This window comes from Bacillus sp. SH5-2 (genome assembly GCF_008368905.1).
Classification (GTDB): Bacteria; Bacillota; Bacilli; order Bacillales; family Bacillaceae_G; genus Bacillus_A; species Bacillus_A luti.
In genome coordinates, this window is sequence record NZ_QOSD01000011.1 from 20,772 (window position 1) to 36,065 (window position 15,294).

Here is a 15,294-nt window from a genome sequence, read left to right on the forward strand (position 1 = left end):
TACCATGAAAAAAATAGCATTAGCGGTATTAAGCCTTAGCCTACTTGTAAGTGGGTGTAGTATAGGTGCCGACAAAGATGAAAAAGTGGTTGAGAAATCGGGGAAAGCAAAAGAGCAAGCGATCGTCCCAAAATACTCTATTTCGGATGAATATTATAAGACGACTGTTCCATTTGACGCAGGATCTGCACGTGGTTTAGTTGTACAAGGATTAAATAGTCGCCTTGATGTAGATGAATTTGAAACAGGATTAATGCGTATTGCGAAAGATTCCTTTAGTACGAAAGATTATTTCTTTAAAGGTGGAAGTGCTCTAGATACCCAAACTGTACAAATGCTTGTTAAAAGAAAGCGTACAGATGCTGAACAAAAGGAACTAGAGACAAAATTAAAAAAAGATGCGGTTAAATTTCCGAACATAGGATTAAATCCAGCGTTAGGTGAAGGATCCGAATCACTAGAAGTAAAAAACAAAAAAAATCCAATATATATTTCAAATATTTTAGAGCATGATTATTATGTGAAAAAAGGCGAGAAAGATGTTGAACTTGGTGGGATTGTAGTTGGTTTAGCGATGAATTCCGTTCATTATTACGAGGAAGAGCATGGTTATCCACGTGAAGCTAAAATCGAGGACGAAAAATTGTTAGCTGAAGGGAAAAAAATGGCGCAAGAAATCTTGAAAGTTATGCACCAAAAAAAGCCCGAAATAAAAAATGTTCCGATTACATTTGCGATATATCGTCAATCTCCAAAATCTTCACTTGTGCCAGGTAATTTTGTTTCTTATGCGAATGTGGAAAAAGGTAGTGAAACGGTTGAAGATTGGAAACAAATTAATGAGAAATATTATTTATTCCCATCTGAACAAGCGAAAACAGATAATAAACGTGAAGATCTTGCAAGGGTATCAAACTTTAAAGCAAAACTAAGCGATTATTTCCAAGGCGACTATACAGCTGTTATCGGTACTGGTATGTATAAAGATGATGAATTAAAAGAAATGAAGCTTGACATTCCTGTTCAATTTAATGGGAAAGCTGACATAATTGGTTTTACACAATATGTTGCAGGGCTTGTTATGGAATACTTCCCGAATTATATGAAAGTACAAGTAACGATTAAATCTGTAGAACGTCCAGAAGCCATTATTATACGTGAAGCGAAGCAAGATGAACCATTTGTGAAAATTTTAGATTAAATAGAAGAGCTGTTCCCTTGAGGAACAGCTTTTTTTCTTGAGGAATTTTGTTATAATTTAAAATGTTAAAAATAAGGGGGAAGGTCATGGAGGAGTTAAGCTTTCAAGTCATTATTTTATTAATTGCATTCGGTTTTTTAGCAGCTTTTATTGATTCAGTTGTTGGAGGGGGAGGGTTAATTTCGCTTCCCGCACTTATGTTTGTTGGCTTGCCACCAGCTTCGGCAATTGCAACGAATAAATTAGCAGCAACGATGGGGACGTTTACGAGTACAATTTATTTTATTCGATCAGGAAAGGTTGATTTTAAAATTGTAGGAAAGTTAATCCCGTTAACTATTATTGGGGCGGTTGCAGGTGCTTTAGTAGTAAAATTTATTCCACCAGATATTTTACGTCCATTAGTACTTGTGATGTTGGTATTTATTGCTATTTATATTATTGCGAAAAAGGATTGGGGAAGTGTATCTACCTATAAAAAGATGACGAAAAGGAAAACATTAATATTTTTCTTTGTTATTTTAATGATAGGGTTTTATGATGGATTTTTTGGACCAGGAACAGGCTCCTTTTTAATTTTTGCATTTTTATTAATCGGTTTGGATTTTATTCAAGCGGCGGCATCTGGAAAACTTTTGAACTTTGTTAGTAACATCGTATCTTTAATTACTTTTTTATTTTTAGACATAATTCATTTTGAATACGGTATTATCATGGGATTATCGATGATTTTTGGCGCTTATTTTGGATCGAAGTTTGCTGTTCAAAAAGGTGTTGGATATGTGAGAACTTTATTTTTGTTAGTAACTATTTTATTGATTGGAAAAAACATTTTGGAATATACTCATATTTTGTAGAGTTATACGTATGTATAACTCTATTTTTTTATTATATTTTAAAAATTAATTAATTTTTAAAATATAAGTCTAGGAATATTTGAATAAATCTAAATTATCGTGTAGAATAATGTTGTAAAATGTAAACGTTTTTCTAAGGGGAGGCTAAAAGGATGGTAGTAGCATACAAACATGAGCCATTTACAGATTTTTCAGTAGAGGCGAACAAATTAGCGTTTGAAGAAGGTTTAAAGAAAGTAGAATCTTATCTTGGACAAGACTATCCATTAATTATTGGGGGAGAAAAAATCACTACAGAAGACAAAATTGTTTCTGTAAACCCTGCAAATAAAGAGGAACTTGTTGGTCGCGTTTCAAAAGCAAGCCGTGAATTAGCTGAAAAAGCAATGCAAGTAGCGGATGAAACATTCCAAACTTGGAGAAAGTCAAAACCAGAAATGCGTGCAGACATTTTATTCCGTGCTGCAGCAATCGTTCGTCGTAGAAAACATGAATTCTCTGCTATTCTTGTAAAAGAAGCAGGTAAACCATGGAATGAAGCAGATGCTGATACAGCAGAAGCAATCGACTTTATGGAATATTATGCTCGTCAAATGTTGAAATTAAAAGACGGTATTCCAGTAGAAAGCCGTCCAATTGAATATAATCGTTTCTCTTACATTCCATTAGGAGTAGGTGTTATCATTTCTCCTTGGAACTTCCCATTCGCAATTATGGCAGGTATGACAACAGCTGCTTTAGTTTCTGGGAATACAGTATTACTAAAACCAGCTAGTACAACTCCTGTAGTAGCAGCGAAATTCATGGAAGTATTAGAAGAAGCTGGTTTACCAGCTGGCGTAGTAAACTTCGTTCCAGGTAACGGTTCTGAAGTTGGTGACTACTTAGTAGATCATCCTCGTACACGCTTCATTAGTTTCACTGGATCTCGCGATGTAGGTATCCGTATTTATGAGCGCGCAGCGAAAGTAAACCCAGGACAAATCTGGTTAAAACGTGTTATCGCTGAAATGGGCGGTAAAGATACAATCGTTGTTGATAAAGAAGCTGATCTTGAATTAGCTGCTAAATCTATCGTTGCATCAGCATTCGGATTCTCAGGACAAAAATGTTCTGCATGTTCTCGTGCAGTAATCCACGAAGATGTATACGATCACGTATTAAATCGTGCAGTTGAATTAACAAAAGAATTAACAGTTGATAACCCAGCTGTATTAGGTACAAACATGGGTCCTGTTAATGACCAAGCTGCATTTGATAAAGTAATGAGCTATGTTGCAATTGGTAAAGAAGAAGGTAGAATCTTAACAGGTGGCGAAGGAGACGATTCTAAAGGCTGGTTCATCCAACCAACAATCGTTGCTGACGTTGCAGAAGATGCTCGCTTAATGAAAGAAGAAATCTTCGGACCAGTAGTAGCATTCTGTAAAGCAAAAGACTTTGATCATGCACTTGCAATTGCAAACAATACAGAATACGGTTTAACAGGTGCTGTTGTTACTAACAACCGTGAACATATTGAAAAAGCACGTGAAGACTTCCACGTAGGTAACTTATACTTCAACCGTGGATGTACTGGTGCAATCGTAGGTTACCAACCATTCGGTGGCTTTAACATGTCTGGTACAGACTCTAAAGCTGGTGGCCCTGACTACTTAGCACTTCACATGCAAGCAAAAACTACTTCTGAAACTTTATAAGAAATAGTAGAAGAGATCTTCGCAGTCTGCGAAGATCTCTTTTTTTTGAAAAACTTTCTATATGTGGATTAAGATAGATATCAGTAGAAAAACTAATTAAGTAATAAGGTTTATTTCAGTAAAATAAGGTATATTATATTTGTTGGATAGATTCTCTTTAAAGACAAGAAAAGTAGGTGAACAAAGTGGGAAAATATCAATTGGATTACAAAGGCCAGGTAGCTGTTGCAAAGTTTCATGAAAAACAGACACCTGTCAAATTTGATAAAAAGCAGCAAATTGAAAAATTGCGTGCGGAGTATTTGAAAAAGAAACAAGAACAAACAGATAAGTAATAGGAAAGACTAGTTAATTTGAATTAGAAACAATTACCATATATTACCTTTCTGCAAGTGGAAATAGCTAAACCGCTATTAATAGCGGGATAAACATGAAAATAGAAATAAAACAACGAGAAAAGTTGACTTATTAGTCACATTTTTTAGTATTCATTTTAAGGATTTCCTGTATAATACAATTTGAAAGAAAATCTATGGTTTGACAAGAAACACTCTTTTCGGTTTTGCTCACTGAAGAGGGTGTTTTTTTGTAGCTAAAAACTCCTCTGTACTCATTACATTTGCATATACTCCATTTAAACTAGCTAAAATTGTATTGTGAATATAAACGGCTGGTATAGTAGCATTTTTAAAAGAAAGATCTTTTGTAGCACAAGCATCGTGTATAACAGTACATTGCAAGCCGAAATCAAAGGCAGCCCTTACGGTAGCATCAATACACATATGGGTCATCATCCCACATATGACGACGTGTTTAATGTCTAAACGTTGTAATTGCTCTAGAAGATTAGTTTCTCGAAAGCTATTTGGGTAGTGCTTGAGTATAACCGTTTCTTCTCTAAGCGGACGAACATTTTCATGAATATGTACACCTGCTGTATTTGGTAGAAAAAAAGTAGCGTCATCTTTCATAGCTACATGTTGGATATGAAAAATAGGTGTGTTGTCCTTTCTAAAGTACTGGAGTAGTTGACTAGCATATTCACTTGCTTCTACCGGATTACGCAATTCCATCTTTCCATGTGGAAAATAATCATTTTGAATATCAACGAGTAAAAGAGCTGTTTTCATATATTTATCTTCCTCCAAGTTTCATATTCAAATAATGTTATTCAATTCGTAGAGAAGAATCTCCTTTTTTAAAATATGAGAGAGGAAAATTAAAAATAACTTTAAAAAGTACGATGTTATTAAGATTTTTTATTTAAAAATTATAATAAAGAAATAATTGATATTTTTCTAAAAAATATATTGACTCTTATTATTCTGAGTTCTATAATGAGAATTAATTAAATGACAATTAAATCGATACATTCTTATCCAGAGAGGTGGAGGGACTGGCCCTACGATACCTCAGCAACGGGTTTTTTAATACCGTGCTAACTCCAGCAAGTCTTTATAGGCTTGGAAGATGAGAAGATGTGACCGAGTACATATAAGTGCTCTCCTTCTTATCTTTATGGTTGATAAGAAGGAGAGCACTTTTTATTTTACCTCGAAAGCGCTACTTCAAGTTTTTACAGCATATAGGAGGGGAAAAAATGATTTCTTTTAACAATGTAAGTAAAGTGTATGAATCTGGTGGGCAATCTGTTCATGCAGTGGAGGATGTAACATTATCCGTTGAGAAAGGTGAAATTTTTGGTATTATCGGTTTTAGTGGCGCTGGAAAGAGTACATTGTTACGCTTAGTAAATATGTTAGAGAGACCAACGGCAGGAACGATTTCAATAGATGATAAAGATATTACATCATTATCGACGAAAGATTTACGGAGGCTAAGACAGAGAATCGGAATGATTTTTCAAAGTTTTAATTTATTTAATTCAAGAACAGTGTTTGGGAATATTGCTTACCCACTAAAGTTAGCGAAAGTACCGAAGAATGAAATAAAAGAAAGAGTAAATGAACTGTTGAAATTTGTAGGATTAGAAGATAAAGCAAACTATTATCCAGAGCAATTATCGGGCGGACAAAAGCAACGTGTTGGGATTGCAAGAGCGCTGGCGACATCACCAGATATCCTTATATGTGATGAGGCAACATCAGCTTTAGACCCAGAAACAACGACAGAGATTTTGAACTTATTAAAGAAGGTAAATAGAGAGTACAATTTAACGATTCTTCTTATTACACATGAAATGCACGTTGTGAAAGAAATTTGTCACCGTGTAGCTGTAATGGAAAAAGGAAAAGTAATTGAAGAAGGAAAACTGTTTGACGTGTTCACACAACCAAAAACAAAAACGACTCAAAACTTTGTACGTTCTGTTATTAATGATCATTTACCAGAAAGTGTTCTAGCGAAAATTCAAAATGGTGGACAGATTTACCGCTTAACTTTTACTGGTGAGGAGACAGGACAGCCGGTACTATCATATATCGCAAAAAATTATAACGTCGATGTAAATGTACTGTACGGAAATATTATTGAACTTCAAAATGTGCTATTTGGAAATCTACTTGTAGAGCTGCAAGGTGAGCAGAAGGAAATCCAAAAAGCATTACAACATCTAAGACTGCAAGTGCAGCTGAAGGAGGTAGAAGCTCATGCGAGTTGATTGGAGTATATTTTGGCCTCGTATATTAGATGCGACGGGGGATACCCTCTTAATGGTAATTGTAACCCTTATATTTGCTACAATTCTTGGTATACCTCTAGGTTTACTTTTATATGTAACGCGTAAAGGAAACTTTTTAGAGAATAAATGGGTCTTTTCAATTCTTAATGTCATTATTAATACAATTCGTCCAGTTCCATTTATTATCTTTTTAGTAGCTTTAAGCCCGCTAACAAGAAGTGTTATCGGAACGACAATTGGAACAGCAGCAGCGATCTTTCCAATGACGTTAGTTGCATCAATTGGTATTGCTAGAATGGTTGAAACAAACCTTGTTTCTGTTCCGAAAGGGGTAATTGAAGCAGCGCAAGCGATGGGTGCTTCACCACTTAGAATTGTTTTTGAAATTCTCGTGCCAGAAGCGTTAGCACCATTAATCTTAGGGGTCACGTTTATGACAGTTGGTCTAATTGAATTTTCAGCAGTTGCTGGGCTTGTCGGCGGCGGTGGTCTTGGTGACTTAGCAATGACATATGGTTATCAACGCTTTGATACATCAGTTATGTTCGTAACGGTCGTTTTACTTATTATTCTCGTGCAGATAGCTCAAAATTTAGGAAACTACTTTGCGAAAGTCTTTTTACGCAGATCATAAAAAGGAAGAGGGGAAAAGAAAATGAAGAAAATTTTAGCATTTGCATTATCAGCGATTGTAGGGATTTCAGCATTAAGTGGCTGCTCAAGTGGAGACACGGGGGCAGGGGCGAAAGAAAAAGTAGTTCGCGTCGGTGTAACTGGAACGGATGGAGACGCTTGGGAAATTTTGAAGAGAAAAGCTGAAAAAGAAGGAATTAAAATTAAACTGGTTGAGTTCTCTGATTACACAACACCAAATAAAGCGTTAGCTGATGGAGATATTGAATTAAACTCATTCCAGCATATTGCATTCTTAGAGCAATTTAAGAAGGAGCATAAATTAGATATTACAGCTGTTGGTACAACACAAATTGCACCAATGGGTTTATACTCTGAAAAACATAAGAAAGCAAATGAAATTCCAGATGGTTCAGAAATTGCGATTCCGAATGATCCAACGAACCAAGCACGTGCATTAAAACTTCTTGATGCAGCAGGTTTATTAAAGCTTAAGAAAGACTTTGGCTTATTTGGAGATCCAAGCGGCATTGCTGAAAATCCGAAGAAGTTAAAAATTACACCGGTTATCGCACAGCAAACACCTCGTGTATTAAAAGATGTAGCAGCTTCAGTTATTAATAACGGTGTTGCTGGTCAAGCTGGATTAGATCCAGCGAAGGATCCAATTTTCTTAGAAGATCCAAAGAATGAAAATGCGAAACCATATATTAATATTTTCGCAGCTCGTACGAAAGATAAAGATGATCCAACACTGAAAAAAGTAATTGAACTATATCATTCAAAAGAAGTAACAGACGCAATTAAGAAAGAAACAAATGATGGTTCCATTTCAGTAGATCTTTCACTTGATGAGCTTGAAAAAATCGTAAAATAATGATTGAGTTTAACGGACTAGCAGAAGGAACCCCTCCGCTGTTAGTTCGTTCAACATATAATCTGCTTAACAAACAAACCCTAATTCTGTACCTTCCAATTTTGTATAACGTAGAATCCAATGTTTGTTAAGTAGAGTGATGGACCAGGAGTTTTCCTGGTCTATTTTTTGTGGTTATTCGATTATAATACTTTTTAAATTATCTTCATGATGTCCTTGTTCTTTCGGATAAGCAGCTAGCTCCTCTTGTAAAATATTTAGCATTTGCTTAGCTGATTGCTGAATTGGGGCAGGTAACTCTTCTAATATATGCATACCGAATTTTATTTTTGTACGGATTACCTTCCTTAGTAGTTCTTCATGCATGCACTACACCTCCAAACCGAATGTTAAGTACATCATCTTCAAACTTTGCTCCTTGGATAGAAAGGTGGGTTAATGTTTTTGGTAATGTGATATTTCGCTTCACAGACCCAGCCCGAATAATAAGCTCATCACCTTTTTGATTTAATGCTAGCTCGCTTTTGTTTGAGAAGGGAATGGACAGAACGAAAATATACTCATCGCCATCCTTTTTTACATATTGTGTGCGGCCGTTAAATTTCACTTCCGTAGGAGAAGAATCTGATTTGAATAAAGCGCCTCCTACACGCTCTAACATAGGTAAACCAACAACTTCTTGTTCAAACATTGGAGCTTCGTAAATAGGAAGTGGATCAAAACTATCTTGAATTAATGTTTTATATTTCTTTTGCGTATCTTTCCATGCTTGAAAATAAGGATCGGTGACAGTGTTAGGGATGACACGGTTAATCATAATGGCATCTACGTTATAATCGTATAAATTTAAATACGTAAAGCTGCGCTGTGCTTCTTTAATGACCATTTTTTCAGGATTTACAACGATGCGGATACTTGTTACTTCTCGGTTTGATAAAATATCTCTCATTTCTCCGAGCTGTTCAAGTGTATTTGTTAATTCGTCCATAATATCATCGGTTGGAAGGGGGACACCAAGAAGTGGTTGGGCTACAGGGCGAACAACTTTTAAAACTTTTCTTTTAATAGGAAAGAGTTTTTCCATCCACCAGCCGAGCATGTCTGGAAAACTGAGCATTGCTAATGTTTCTCCTGTTGGAGCACAATCAATGATAATAACATCATATGTGTTTTGTTTATAATAATCGAGTACGCGAAGTAAGCTAATTAAATCTTCCATACCAGGAAACATCGTTAATTCTTCTGTTGTAATATCATCAGCTGCTTTGGAAGTGAAGAGAAGTGTAATATATTTCTGTAATTTTCCCCAGCCCTTTTCCATTTCATAAATCGTATTAATTTCTTGTGCCCACAAATTTTTACGAATCTCTAAAGGCTCAGAAGATAGTTTTATACCAAATGAATCTCCTAAACTATGAGCAGGATCTGTACTCATTACTAAAGTTTTTAATCCTTGTTTTGCACTTTGAAGTGCTGTTGCTGCTGAAATGCTAGTTTTTCCTACGCCGCCTTTACCTGTATACAAAATAATTCTCATCATTCATATCCCCTTTGTTTCGAATGTCGAATATTACGATTGCCGAAATAAATAATTGAATAAAAACCCAGCAAGGGTTTTATTCAATCGGAATGTTTTTCATTTTAGGTGTAGAAACCTTTTCTTCTGTTTTTTGCTGTGACGTAGCAATGTGATTCATGATTTTTTGGAAGATTTGTAGTAAGAATGCTTTTTCTTCTTCTGATAATGCTTCTGTCACAAGGCTAAAGTAATGGGCTGCATTTTGTTTTACTTCGTGAACGAGCATTACGCCGTTTTCTGTTAAACGAATCAATACAATGCGTCGGTCGTTTTCATCACGGTACCTTTCAATATATCCCTTTTTTACAAGGCGATTTACAACACCTGTCGTTGTACTCATTGGTATATCAAGAAGGTCAGCGATTTTTGTCATTGTAATATCTGTATTTCGCTCCATCCAAAGTAAACAAAATACTTCAGTTTTAGAAAGTGTTAAATCTAGGCTTACCCATTCCTCAGGATAGAAAAGTTTCTTGGCGTTATCTAGCAGTAAGTCTAAAAAATGTTCGTATTGCAACAATTAATTCCACTCCCGTATATTTCGAGGTTCGTAATATTTATTTTTATTTTATGTAGAATTGAAATAAATGTCAATGATTTTAATTGTTTTTTCAGATTAGACAGAAAACTAACTTTAAAATAGTATCCTTTTATGATAGATTTATAAATATAAAACTAGAATTTACATAAAAATCCATCATGATAAATATACTTATCTATAATGGATGTACAGCTAACGAGGGGGATAACGATGAGAAGACGAAATACGCAAGCGTTCACGTTTTTAGCATGGACTTCATTTGTTTGTGCGCTTTCAGGTATGCTAATTGGGATTTATACGTTAGATGAAACGCTTAGTGTAAAAGGATACTATTTAATTGGAACATTATTTTTAACGATGTCTTGTTTTGTATTACAAAAAACAATTCGTGATAATGAAGAAGATAACGAGAGATTTCCGAAAAATAAACCGTTAGATAAAGAGTAAATTGTAAAGAAAGGCGTTTGCCTTTCTTTTTTTATGTAAAAATGCTGTAAGTATCGTGTGTTGACTTGCTTGAAGTACTGAAAATTTGGTATCATCAATAGTATTGTAGATTGAACGATATATTATGGAGGTGGCCTAGCCGTGTCAAGAATTTCCGTTGAGAATGTAAAGCACGTTGCACATTTAGCACGTCTTGCAATTACTGATCAAGAAGCAGAAAAATTTCAAAAACAACTAGATGCAATTGTTACATTTGCAGAACAGTTAAATGAATTAGATACAACAGATGTAAAACCAACAACTCATGTATTAACTATGAAAAATGTTATGCGTGAAGATATACCAGAAAAAGGTTTACCAGTAGAAGAAGTATTAAAAAATGCACCGGATCACAAAGATAATCAAATCCGTGTTCCAGCAGTATTAGAATAGAGGAGGGAATTTCGATGTCATTATTTGATCATTCGGTATCAGAGTTACATAAGAAGTTAAACAACAAAGAAATTTCCGTTACGGATTTAGTGGAAGAATCTTACAAACGTATTGCGGATGTTGAAGATAACGTAAAAGCTTTTCTTACATTAGATGAAGAAAATGCACGTGCGAAAGCGAAAGAATTAGACGCTAAGATTGGTGCTGAAGATAATGGTTTATTATTCGGTATGCCAATCGGTGTTAAAGATAACATTGTAACTAACGGTCTTCGTACGACTTGTGCGAGCAAAATGTTAGCAAACTTCGATCCAATTTATGATGCGACAGTTGTGCAAAAGCTAAAAGCTGCTGACACAATTACAATCGGTAAATTAAACATGGACGAGTTCGCAATGGGTTCTTCAAATGAAAACTCAGGATTCTACGCTACGAAAAACCCATGGAACTTAGATTACGTTCCAGGTGGATCTAGTGGTGGTTCTGCAGCAGCTGTAGCAGCAGGAGAAGTACTATTCTCTCTAGGTTCTGATACGGGTGGTTCTATCCGTCAGCCAGCTGCATATTGCGGCGTTGTAGGTTTAAAACCAACTTACGGACGCGTATCTCGTTACGGATTAGTAGCATTCGCATCTTCACTTGATCAAATCGGACCGATTACACGTACAGTAGAAGACAATGCATACTTATTACAAGCTATTTCAGGTATTGACCGTATGGATGCAACTTCTGCAAATGTTGAAGTTGGAAACTATTTAGCAGGTTTAACAGGCGACGTTAAAGGTTTACGCATCGCTGTACCGAAAGAATACTTAGGCGAAGGTGTTGGCGAAGAAGCTCGTGAGTCAGTACTAGCTGCTTTAAAAGTATTAGAAGGTATGGGCGCAACTTGGGAAGAAGTATCTCTTCCACACTCTAAATACGCTCTAGCAACGTATTACTTATTATCTTCTTCTGAAGCATCTGCTAACCTTTCACGCTTTGACGGCGTACGTTACGGTGTTCGTTCTGATAATGTAAATAATTTATTAGATCTATACAAAAACACACGTAGCGAAGGTTTCGGTGATGAAGTAAAACGTCGTATTATGCTTGGTACATTTGCACTTAGCTCTGGTTACTATGATGCATATTACAAAAAAGCACAACAAGTACGTACATTAATTAAAAACGACTTTGAAAATGTATTTGCGAACTACGATGTTATTATTGGACCAACAACGCCAACTCCTGCATTTAAAGTGGGCGAAAAAGTTGATGATCCAATGACAATGTATGCAAATGACATTTTAACAATCCCAGTAAACTTAGCGGGTGTTCCAGCGATTTCTGTACCATGTGGATTCGGTGCTAACAACATGCCACTTGGTCTACAAATCATTGGTAAACACTTCGATGAAGCGACAATTTACCGCGTTGCACATGCGTTTGAGCAAGCAACAGACTATCATACAAAAAAAGCAAGTCTGTAAGGAGGCGAGCATAGATGAATTTAGAAACAATTATTGGTTTAGAGGTTCACGTTGAGTTAAAAACAAATTCGAAAATTTTCTCTGCGAGTCCAACAGAATTCGGAGCGGAGCCAAATACACAAACAAGTGTAATTGACTTAGGATACCCAGGGGTACTTCCTACTTTAAATAAAGAAGCAGTTAACTTTGCAATGAAAGCTGCAATGGCATTAAACTGTGAAATCGCAACGGAAACGAAGTTCGACCGTAAAAACTATTTCTATCCAGATAATCCGAAAGCTTACCAAATCTCTCAATTTGATAAGCCAATCGGTGAAAATGGTTGGATTGAAATCGAAGTAGACGGTAAAAAGAAACGTATCGGTATTACACGTCTTCATTTAGAAGAAGATGCTGGTAAATCAACGCATACAGCTGATGGTTCATTAGTAGACTATAACCGTCAAGGTATGCCTTTAATCGAGATCGTATCTGAGCCAGATATGCGTACGCCAGAAGAAGCATATGCATATTTAGAGAAATTAAAATCAATCATTCAATACACTGGTGTATCTGATTGTAAGATGGAAGAAGGTTCTCTACGTTGTGATGCGAACATTTCCCTTCGTCCAGTTGGACAAGAGAAGTTCGGTACAAAAGCGGAACTGAAAAACTTAAACTCATTCACTTACGTACAAAAAGGTCTTGAGCACGAGCAAGTACGCCAAGAAAAAGAATTATTATCTGGTGGTATCATCCAACAAGAAACACGCCGTTATGATGAAGCAACAAAGAAAACAATCTTAATGCGTGTGAAAGAAGGATCTGACGATTACCGTTACTTCCCAGAGCCAGACTTAGTTGAACTTTACATCGATGATGCGTGGAAAGAAGAAGTTCGTGCTTCTATTCCGGAACTTCCAGATGCACGTAAAGCTCGCTATGTTGCAGAATTAGGCTTACCAGCTTATGACGCACACGTATTAACATTAACGAAAGAAATGTCTGATTTCTTCGAAGCAACTGTTGCAGACGGTGCTGATGCGAAATTAACATCAAACTGGTTAATGGGTGAAGTGCTTGCATACTTAAACAAACAACAAAAAGAATTAAAAGACGTTGCATTAACGCCTGCTGGTTTATCTAAAATGGTTCAATTAATTGAAAAAGGTACAATTTCTTCTAAAATCGCGAAGAAAGTATTTAACGAATTAATTGAAAAAGGTGGAGACCCAGAAGAAATCGTTAAAGCGAAAGGTCTTGTTCAAATTTCTGACGAGGGTACACTTCGTAAAGTTGTAACAGAAATTCTTGATAATAATGAGCAATCTATCGAAGACTTTAAAAACGGTAAAGACCGTGCGATTGGCTTCTTAGTTGGTCAAATTATGAAAGCTACAAAAGGACAAGCAAATCCACCGCTTGTTAACAAAATCTTACTTGAAGAGATTAATAAGCGATAATAGTAGTAACTTTTAAAGATTAAGCAGAAAAACACCCGCACATGGGTGTTTTTTCTAGGTTAATCAAACGTTTGTTTAAATGAGACGGAATCGTTTAAACAAACGTTTGATTAACTGTCAAAAGTGAAAAAATGTTTGTATAGTGACTATGGTATGATAGTTGCAAAAAGGTGGGAATAATGATAAATCTAGACATAGGGGTTTTTTTCATCTCGTGAAATAATAGATAATTATTATTCGTTATATGTAAATGGTTGTGAGGAAATAGATGGGCATAAATTTTTTTGTCAAATAAAACAAAACCATCGAAATGAATATTTACTTTTGATGGGCTACACGAATCGGGTTCTTACTGCCTGTTTGAGAGGGATAAAAGTAGGATAGGAAGATGAGAGGAGGTAGGCATAGGAATACTGAAAGGAGTTTCGGTATGTTCTTTTTCAATGAATAAAGAAATTTCCTGTGCTAATAAATGATGAAGCGAGCAAGAATTATTTATAATCCTACTTCTGGGCGTGAGCTATTTAAGAAGAGCTTACCAGAAGTATTACAAAAATTAGAACAAGCTGGATATGAAGCATCTTGTCATGCGACAACGGGTCCTGGAGACGCGACTGTGGCAGCGAGGCAAGCTGCGGATCGTAAGTTTGATGTTGTTATCGCAGCTGGTGGTGACGGTACGTTAAATGAAGTAGTAAATGGTTTAGTAGGACATGAGCACCGTCCAAAGTTTGGGATTATTCCAGTTGGAACGACAAATGATTTTGCACGTGCGATCGGTGTACCTCGTGTTATTGAAGAGGCTGCGGATATTATTTGTGAAGGGAAAACAGTTCCTTTAGATCTTGGTAGAGCAAATGATACATATTTCATTAATATTGCTGGTGGCGGTCGTATTACCGAATTAACATATGAAGTACCAAGTAAGTTAAAAACGGTATTAGGTCAGCTTGCTTACTATTTAAAAGGAATCGAAATGTTACCGTCATTACATCCAACATACGTTGAAATCGAGTATGATGGGAAGTTACTACAAGAAGAAATTACGATGTTTTTAATTACAAATACTCGTTCAGTTGGTGGATTTGAAAAGGTAGCACCATATGCATCTATTAACGATGGGTTATTTGATTTATTAGTACTGAAAAAGGGGTCTATCGCAGATCTAATTAAAGCAGCAACGCAAGCACAACGCGGTGAACATATTAATAATCCGAAAGTATTATATACACAAGCGAATCGAATTAAAGTCCATTCACCAGATAAACTAATGATTAATTTAGACGGTGAATATGGTGGAGATGCCCCAATGGAATTTGAAAATATGTACCATTGTCTCGAATTATTCGTTCCTGAACATCAAGAGGATGCCCTGTAAAGGCATCCTTTTTCTTTATATAGAGGAATTGTAAATTGGAAGTTGGTTTGATTTTTATGGTATTTTTACAATTCGTTTATTTTATATCCATATT

Annotated in this window: 16 protein-coding genes and 1 riboswitch; of the genes, 12 read left to right on the forward strand and 4 right to left on the reverse strand. The window is 35.8% G+C overall.

Going from position 1 to position 15,294, the window contains the following annotated elements; translation table 11 throughout:
• Positions 1-4 precede the first annotated feature (4 nt).
• The 4 genes from DN410_RS08490 (at position 5) to DN410_RS27875 (ending at position 4,093) form a co-directional block, all read left to right on the forward strand.
• Complete coding sequence (locus tag DN410_RS08490) at positions 5-1,201, forward strand: CamS family sex pheromone protein (RefSeq protein WP_149176148.1); 1,197 nt, start codon at positions 5-7, stop codon at positions 1,199-1,201.
• 86 nt (positions 1,202-1,287) lie between these two features.
• Positions 1,288-2,058: a TSUP family transporter gene (locus DN410_RS08495; RefSeq protein WP_149176149.1), complete on the forward strand. Its 771-nt coding sequence runs from the start codon at positions 1,288-1,290 to the stop codon at positions 2,056-2,058.
• A gap of 152 nt (positions 2,059-2,210) precedes the next feature.
• On the forward strand, positions 2,211-3,758 hold the full coding sequence (gene pruA / locus DN410_RS08500) for an L-glutamate gamma-semialdehyde dehydrogenase (RefSeq protein ID WP_149176150.1): 1,548 nt from the start codon (positions 2,211-2,213) through the stop codon (positions 3,756-3,758).
• Positions 3,759-3,934: 176 nt separating this feature from the next.
• Entirely contained in the window at positions 3,935-4,093 is a 159-nt protein-coding gene (locus tag DN410_RS27875) for a hypothetical protein (protein ID WP_218947468.1), read from the forward strand.
• Between the two features lie 231 nt (positions 4,094-4,324).
• Here the strand turns inward: DN410_RS27875 and DN410_RS08505 are convergent, their stop codons facing one another.
• On the reverse strand, positions 4,325-4,888 hold the full coding sequence (locus DN410_RS08505; protein WP_149176151.1) for a cysteine hydrolase family protein: 564 nt from the start codon (positions 4,886-4,888) through the stop codon (positions 4,325-4,327).
• Between the two features lie 242 nt (positions 4,889-5,130).
• A riboswitch (SAM riboswitch) is annotated at positions 5,131-5,235 on the forward strand.
• A gap of 123 nt (positions 5,236-5,358) precedes the next feature.
• On the opposite strand from DN410_RS08505, the gene DN410_RS08510 reads away from it, so the two are divergent.
• The 3 genes from DN410_RS08510 to DN410_RS08520 are packed head-to-tail and all read left to right on the forward strand — an operon-like array spanning position 5,359 to position 7,909.
• On the forward strand, positions 5,359-6,378 hold the full coding sequence (locus DN410_RS08510) for a methionine ABC transporter ATP-binding protein (RefSeq protein WP_149176152.1): 1,020 nt from the start codon (positions 5,359-5,361) through the stop codon (positions 6,376-6,378).
• Complete coding sequence (locus tag DN410_RS08515; protein ID WP_016107417.1) at positions 6,368-7,033, forward strand: methionine ABC transporter permease; 666 nt, start codon at positions 6,368-6,370, stop codon at positions 7,031-7,033. Before DN410_RS08510 ends, DN410_RS08515 begins: the two co-directional genes overlap by 11 nt.
• 21 nt (positions 7,034-7,054) lie before the next feature.
• Complete coding sequence (locus tag DN410_RS08520) at positions 7,055-7,909, forward strand: MetQ/NlpA family ABC transporter substrate-binding protein (protein ID WP_149176153.1); 855 nt, start codon at positions 7,055-7,057, stop codon at positions 7,907-7,909.
• Between the two features lie 174 nt (positions 7,910-8,083).
• Here the strand turns inward: DN410_RS08520 and DN410_RS08525 are convergent, their stop codons facing one another.
• The 3 genes from DN410_RS08525 to DN410_RS08535 form a co-directional block, all read right to left on the reverse strand.
• On the reverse strand, positions 8,084-8,275 hold the full coding sequence (locus tag DN410_RS08525) for a DUF3926 domain-containing protein (RefSeq protein WP_149176154.1): 192 nt from the start codon (positions 8,273-8,275) through the stop codon (positions 8,084-8,086).
• Positions 8,268-9,449: an ArsA family ATPase gene (locus DN410_RS08530; RefSeq protein WP_179958592.1), complete on the reverse strand. Its 1,182-nt coding sequence runs from the start codon at positions 9,447-9,449 to the stop codon at positions 8,268-8,270. The genes DN410_RS08525 and DN410_RS08530 overlap by 8 nt, the downstream gene beginning before the upstream one ends.
• Positions 9,450-9,525: 76 nt before the next feature.
• Positions 9,526-10,008, reverse strand: a complete 483-nt coding sequence (locus DN410_RS08535; protein ID WP_149176155.1) for a MarR family winged helix-turn-helix transcriptional regulator — start codon at positions 10,006-10,008, stop codon at positions 9,526-9,528.
• A gap of 231 nt (positions 10,009-10,239) precedes the next feature.
• On the opposite strand from DN410_RS08535, the gene DN410_RS08540 reads away from it, so the two are divergent.
• From DN410_RS08540 to DN410_RS08560, 5 genes are all read left to right on the forward strand, one after another.
• Positions 10,240-10,476: a YiaA/YiaB family inner membrane protein gene (locus DN410_RS08540; RefSeq protein ID WP_001254393.1), complete on the forward strand. Its 237-nt coding sequence runs from the start codon at positions 10,240-10,242 to the stop codon at positions 10,474-10,476.
• Between the two features lie 141 nt (positions 10,477-10,617).
• Positions 10,618-10,908: an Asp-tRNA(Asn)/Glu-tRNA(Gln) amidotransferase subunit GatC gene (gene gatC / locus DN410_RS08545; protein ID WP_071729694.1), complete on the forward strand. Its 291-nt coding sequence runs from the start codon at positions 10,618-10,620 to the stop codon at positions 10,906-10,908.
• 14 nt (positions 10,909-10,922) lie between these two features.
• Positions 10,923-12,380 (forward strand): Asp-tRNA(Asn)/Glu-tRNA(Gln) amidotransferase subunit GatA, encoded by a 1,458-nt coding sequence (gene gatA, locus DN410_RS08550; RefSeq protein ID WP_000051441.1) that lies wholly within the window; start codon positions 10,923-10,925, stop codon positions 12,378-12,380.
• Between the two features lie 14 nt (positions 12,381-12,394).
• A complete protein-coding gene (gene gatB, locus DN410_RS08555) occupies positions 12,395-13,822 on the forward strand; it encodes an Asp-tRNA(Asn)/Glu-tRNA(Gln) amidotransferase subunit GatB (RefSeq protein ID WP_001047680.1) in 1,428 nt (475 codons plus the stop codon).
• Positions 13,823-14,294: 472 nt separating this feature from the next.
• The gene (locus DN410_RS08560; protein WP_098663415.1) at positions 14,295-15,200 is read left to right on the forward strand and encodes a diacylglycerol kinase; all 906 of its coding nucleotides are present in this window, start codon (positions 14,295-14,297) and stop codon (positions 15,198-15,200) included.
• Positions 15,201-15,294 lie beyond the last annotated feature (94 nt).

What these genes read in the sequence shown, in the direction of transcription:
- DN410_RS08490 (WP_149176148.1), top strand. Translation starts at nt 5, where the DNA reads ATGAAAAAAATAGCATTAGCGGTATTAAGCCTTAGCCTACTTGTAAGT.
- DN410_RS08495 (WP_149176149.1), top strand. Translation starts at nt 1,288, where the DNA reads ATGGAGGAGTTAAGCTTTCAAGTCATTATTTTATTAATTGCATTCGGT.
- pruA (WP_149176150.1), top strand. Translation starts at nt 2,211, where the DNA reads ATGGTAGTAGCATACAAACATGAGCCATTTACAGATTTTTCAGTAGAG.
- DN410_RS08505 (WP_149176151.1), bottom strand. Translation starts at nt 4,888, where the DNA reads ATGAAAACAGCTCTTTTACTCGTTGATATTCAAAATGATTATTTTCCA.
- DN410_RS08510 (WP_149176152.1), top strand. Translation starts at nt 5,359, where the DNA reads ATGATTTCTTTTAACAATGTAAGTAAAGTGTATGAATCTGGTGGGCAA.
- DN410_RS08515 (WP_016107417.1), top strand. Translation starts at nt 6,368, where the DNA reads ATGCGAGTTGATTGGAGTATATTTTGGCCTCGTATATTAGATGCGACG.
- DN410_RS08520 (WP_149176153.1), top strand. Translation starts at nt 7,055, where the DNA reads ATGAAGAAAATTTTAGCATTTGCATTATCAGCGATTGTAGGGATTTCA.
- DN410_RS08525 (WP_149176154.1), bottom strand. Translation starts at nt 8,275, where the DNA reads ATGCATGAAGAACTACTAAGGAAGGTAATCCGTACAAAAATAAAATTC.
- DN410_RS08530 (WP_179958592.1), bottom strand. Translation starts at nt 9,449, where the DNA reads ATGATGAGAATTATTTTGTATACAGGTAAAGGCGGCGTAGGAAAAACT.
- DN410_RS08540 (WP_001254393.1), top strand. Translation starts at nt 10,240, where the DNA reads ATGAGAAGACGAAATACGCAAGCGTTCACGTTTTTAGCATGGACTTCA.
- gatA (WP_000051441.1), top strand. Translation starts at nt 10,923, where the DNA reads ATGTCATTATTTGATCATTCGGTATCAGAGTTACATAAGAAGTTAAAC.
- gatB (WP_001047680.1), top strand. Translation starts at nt 12,395, where the DNA reads ATGAATTTAGAAACAATTATTGGTTTAGAGGTTCACGTTGAGTTAAAA.
- DN410_RS08560 (WP_098663415.1), top strand. Translation starts at nt 14,295, where the DNA reads ATGATGAAGCGAGCAAGAATTATTTATAATCCTACTTCTGGGCGTGAG.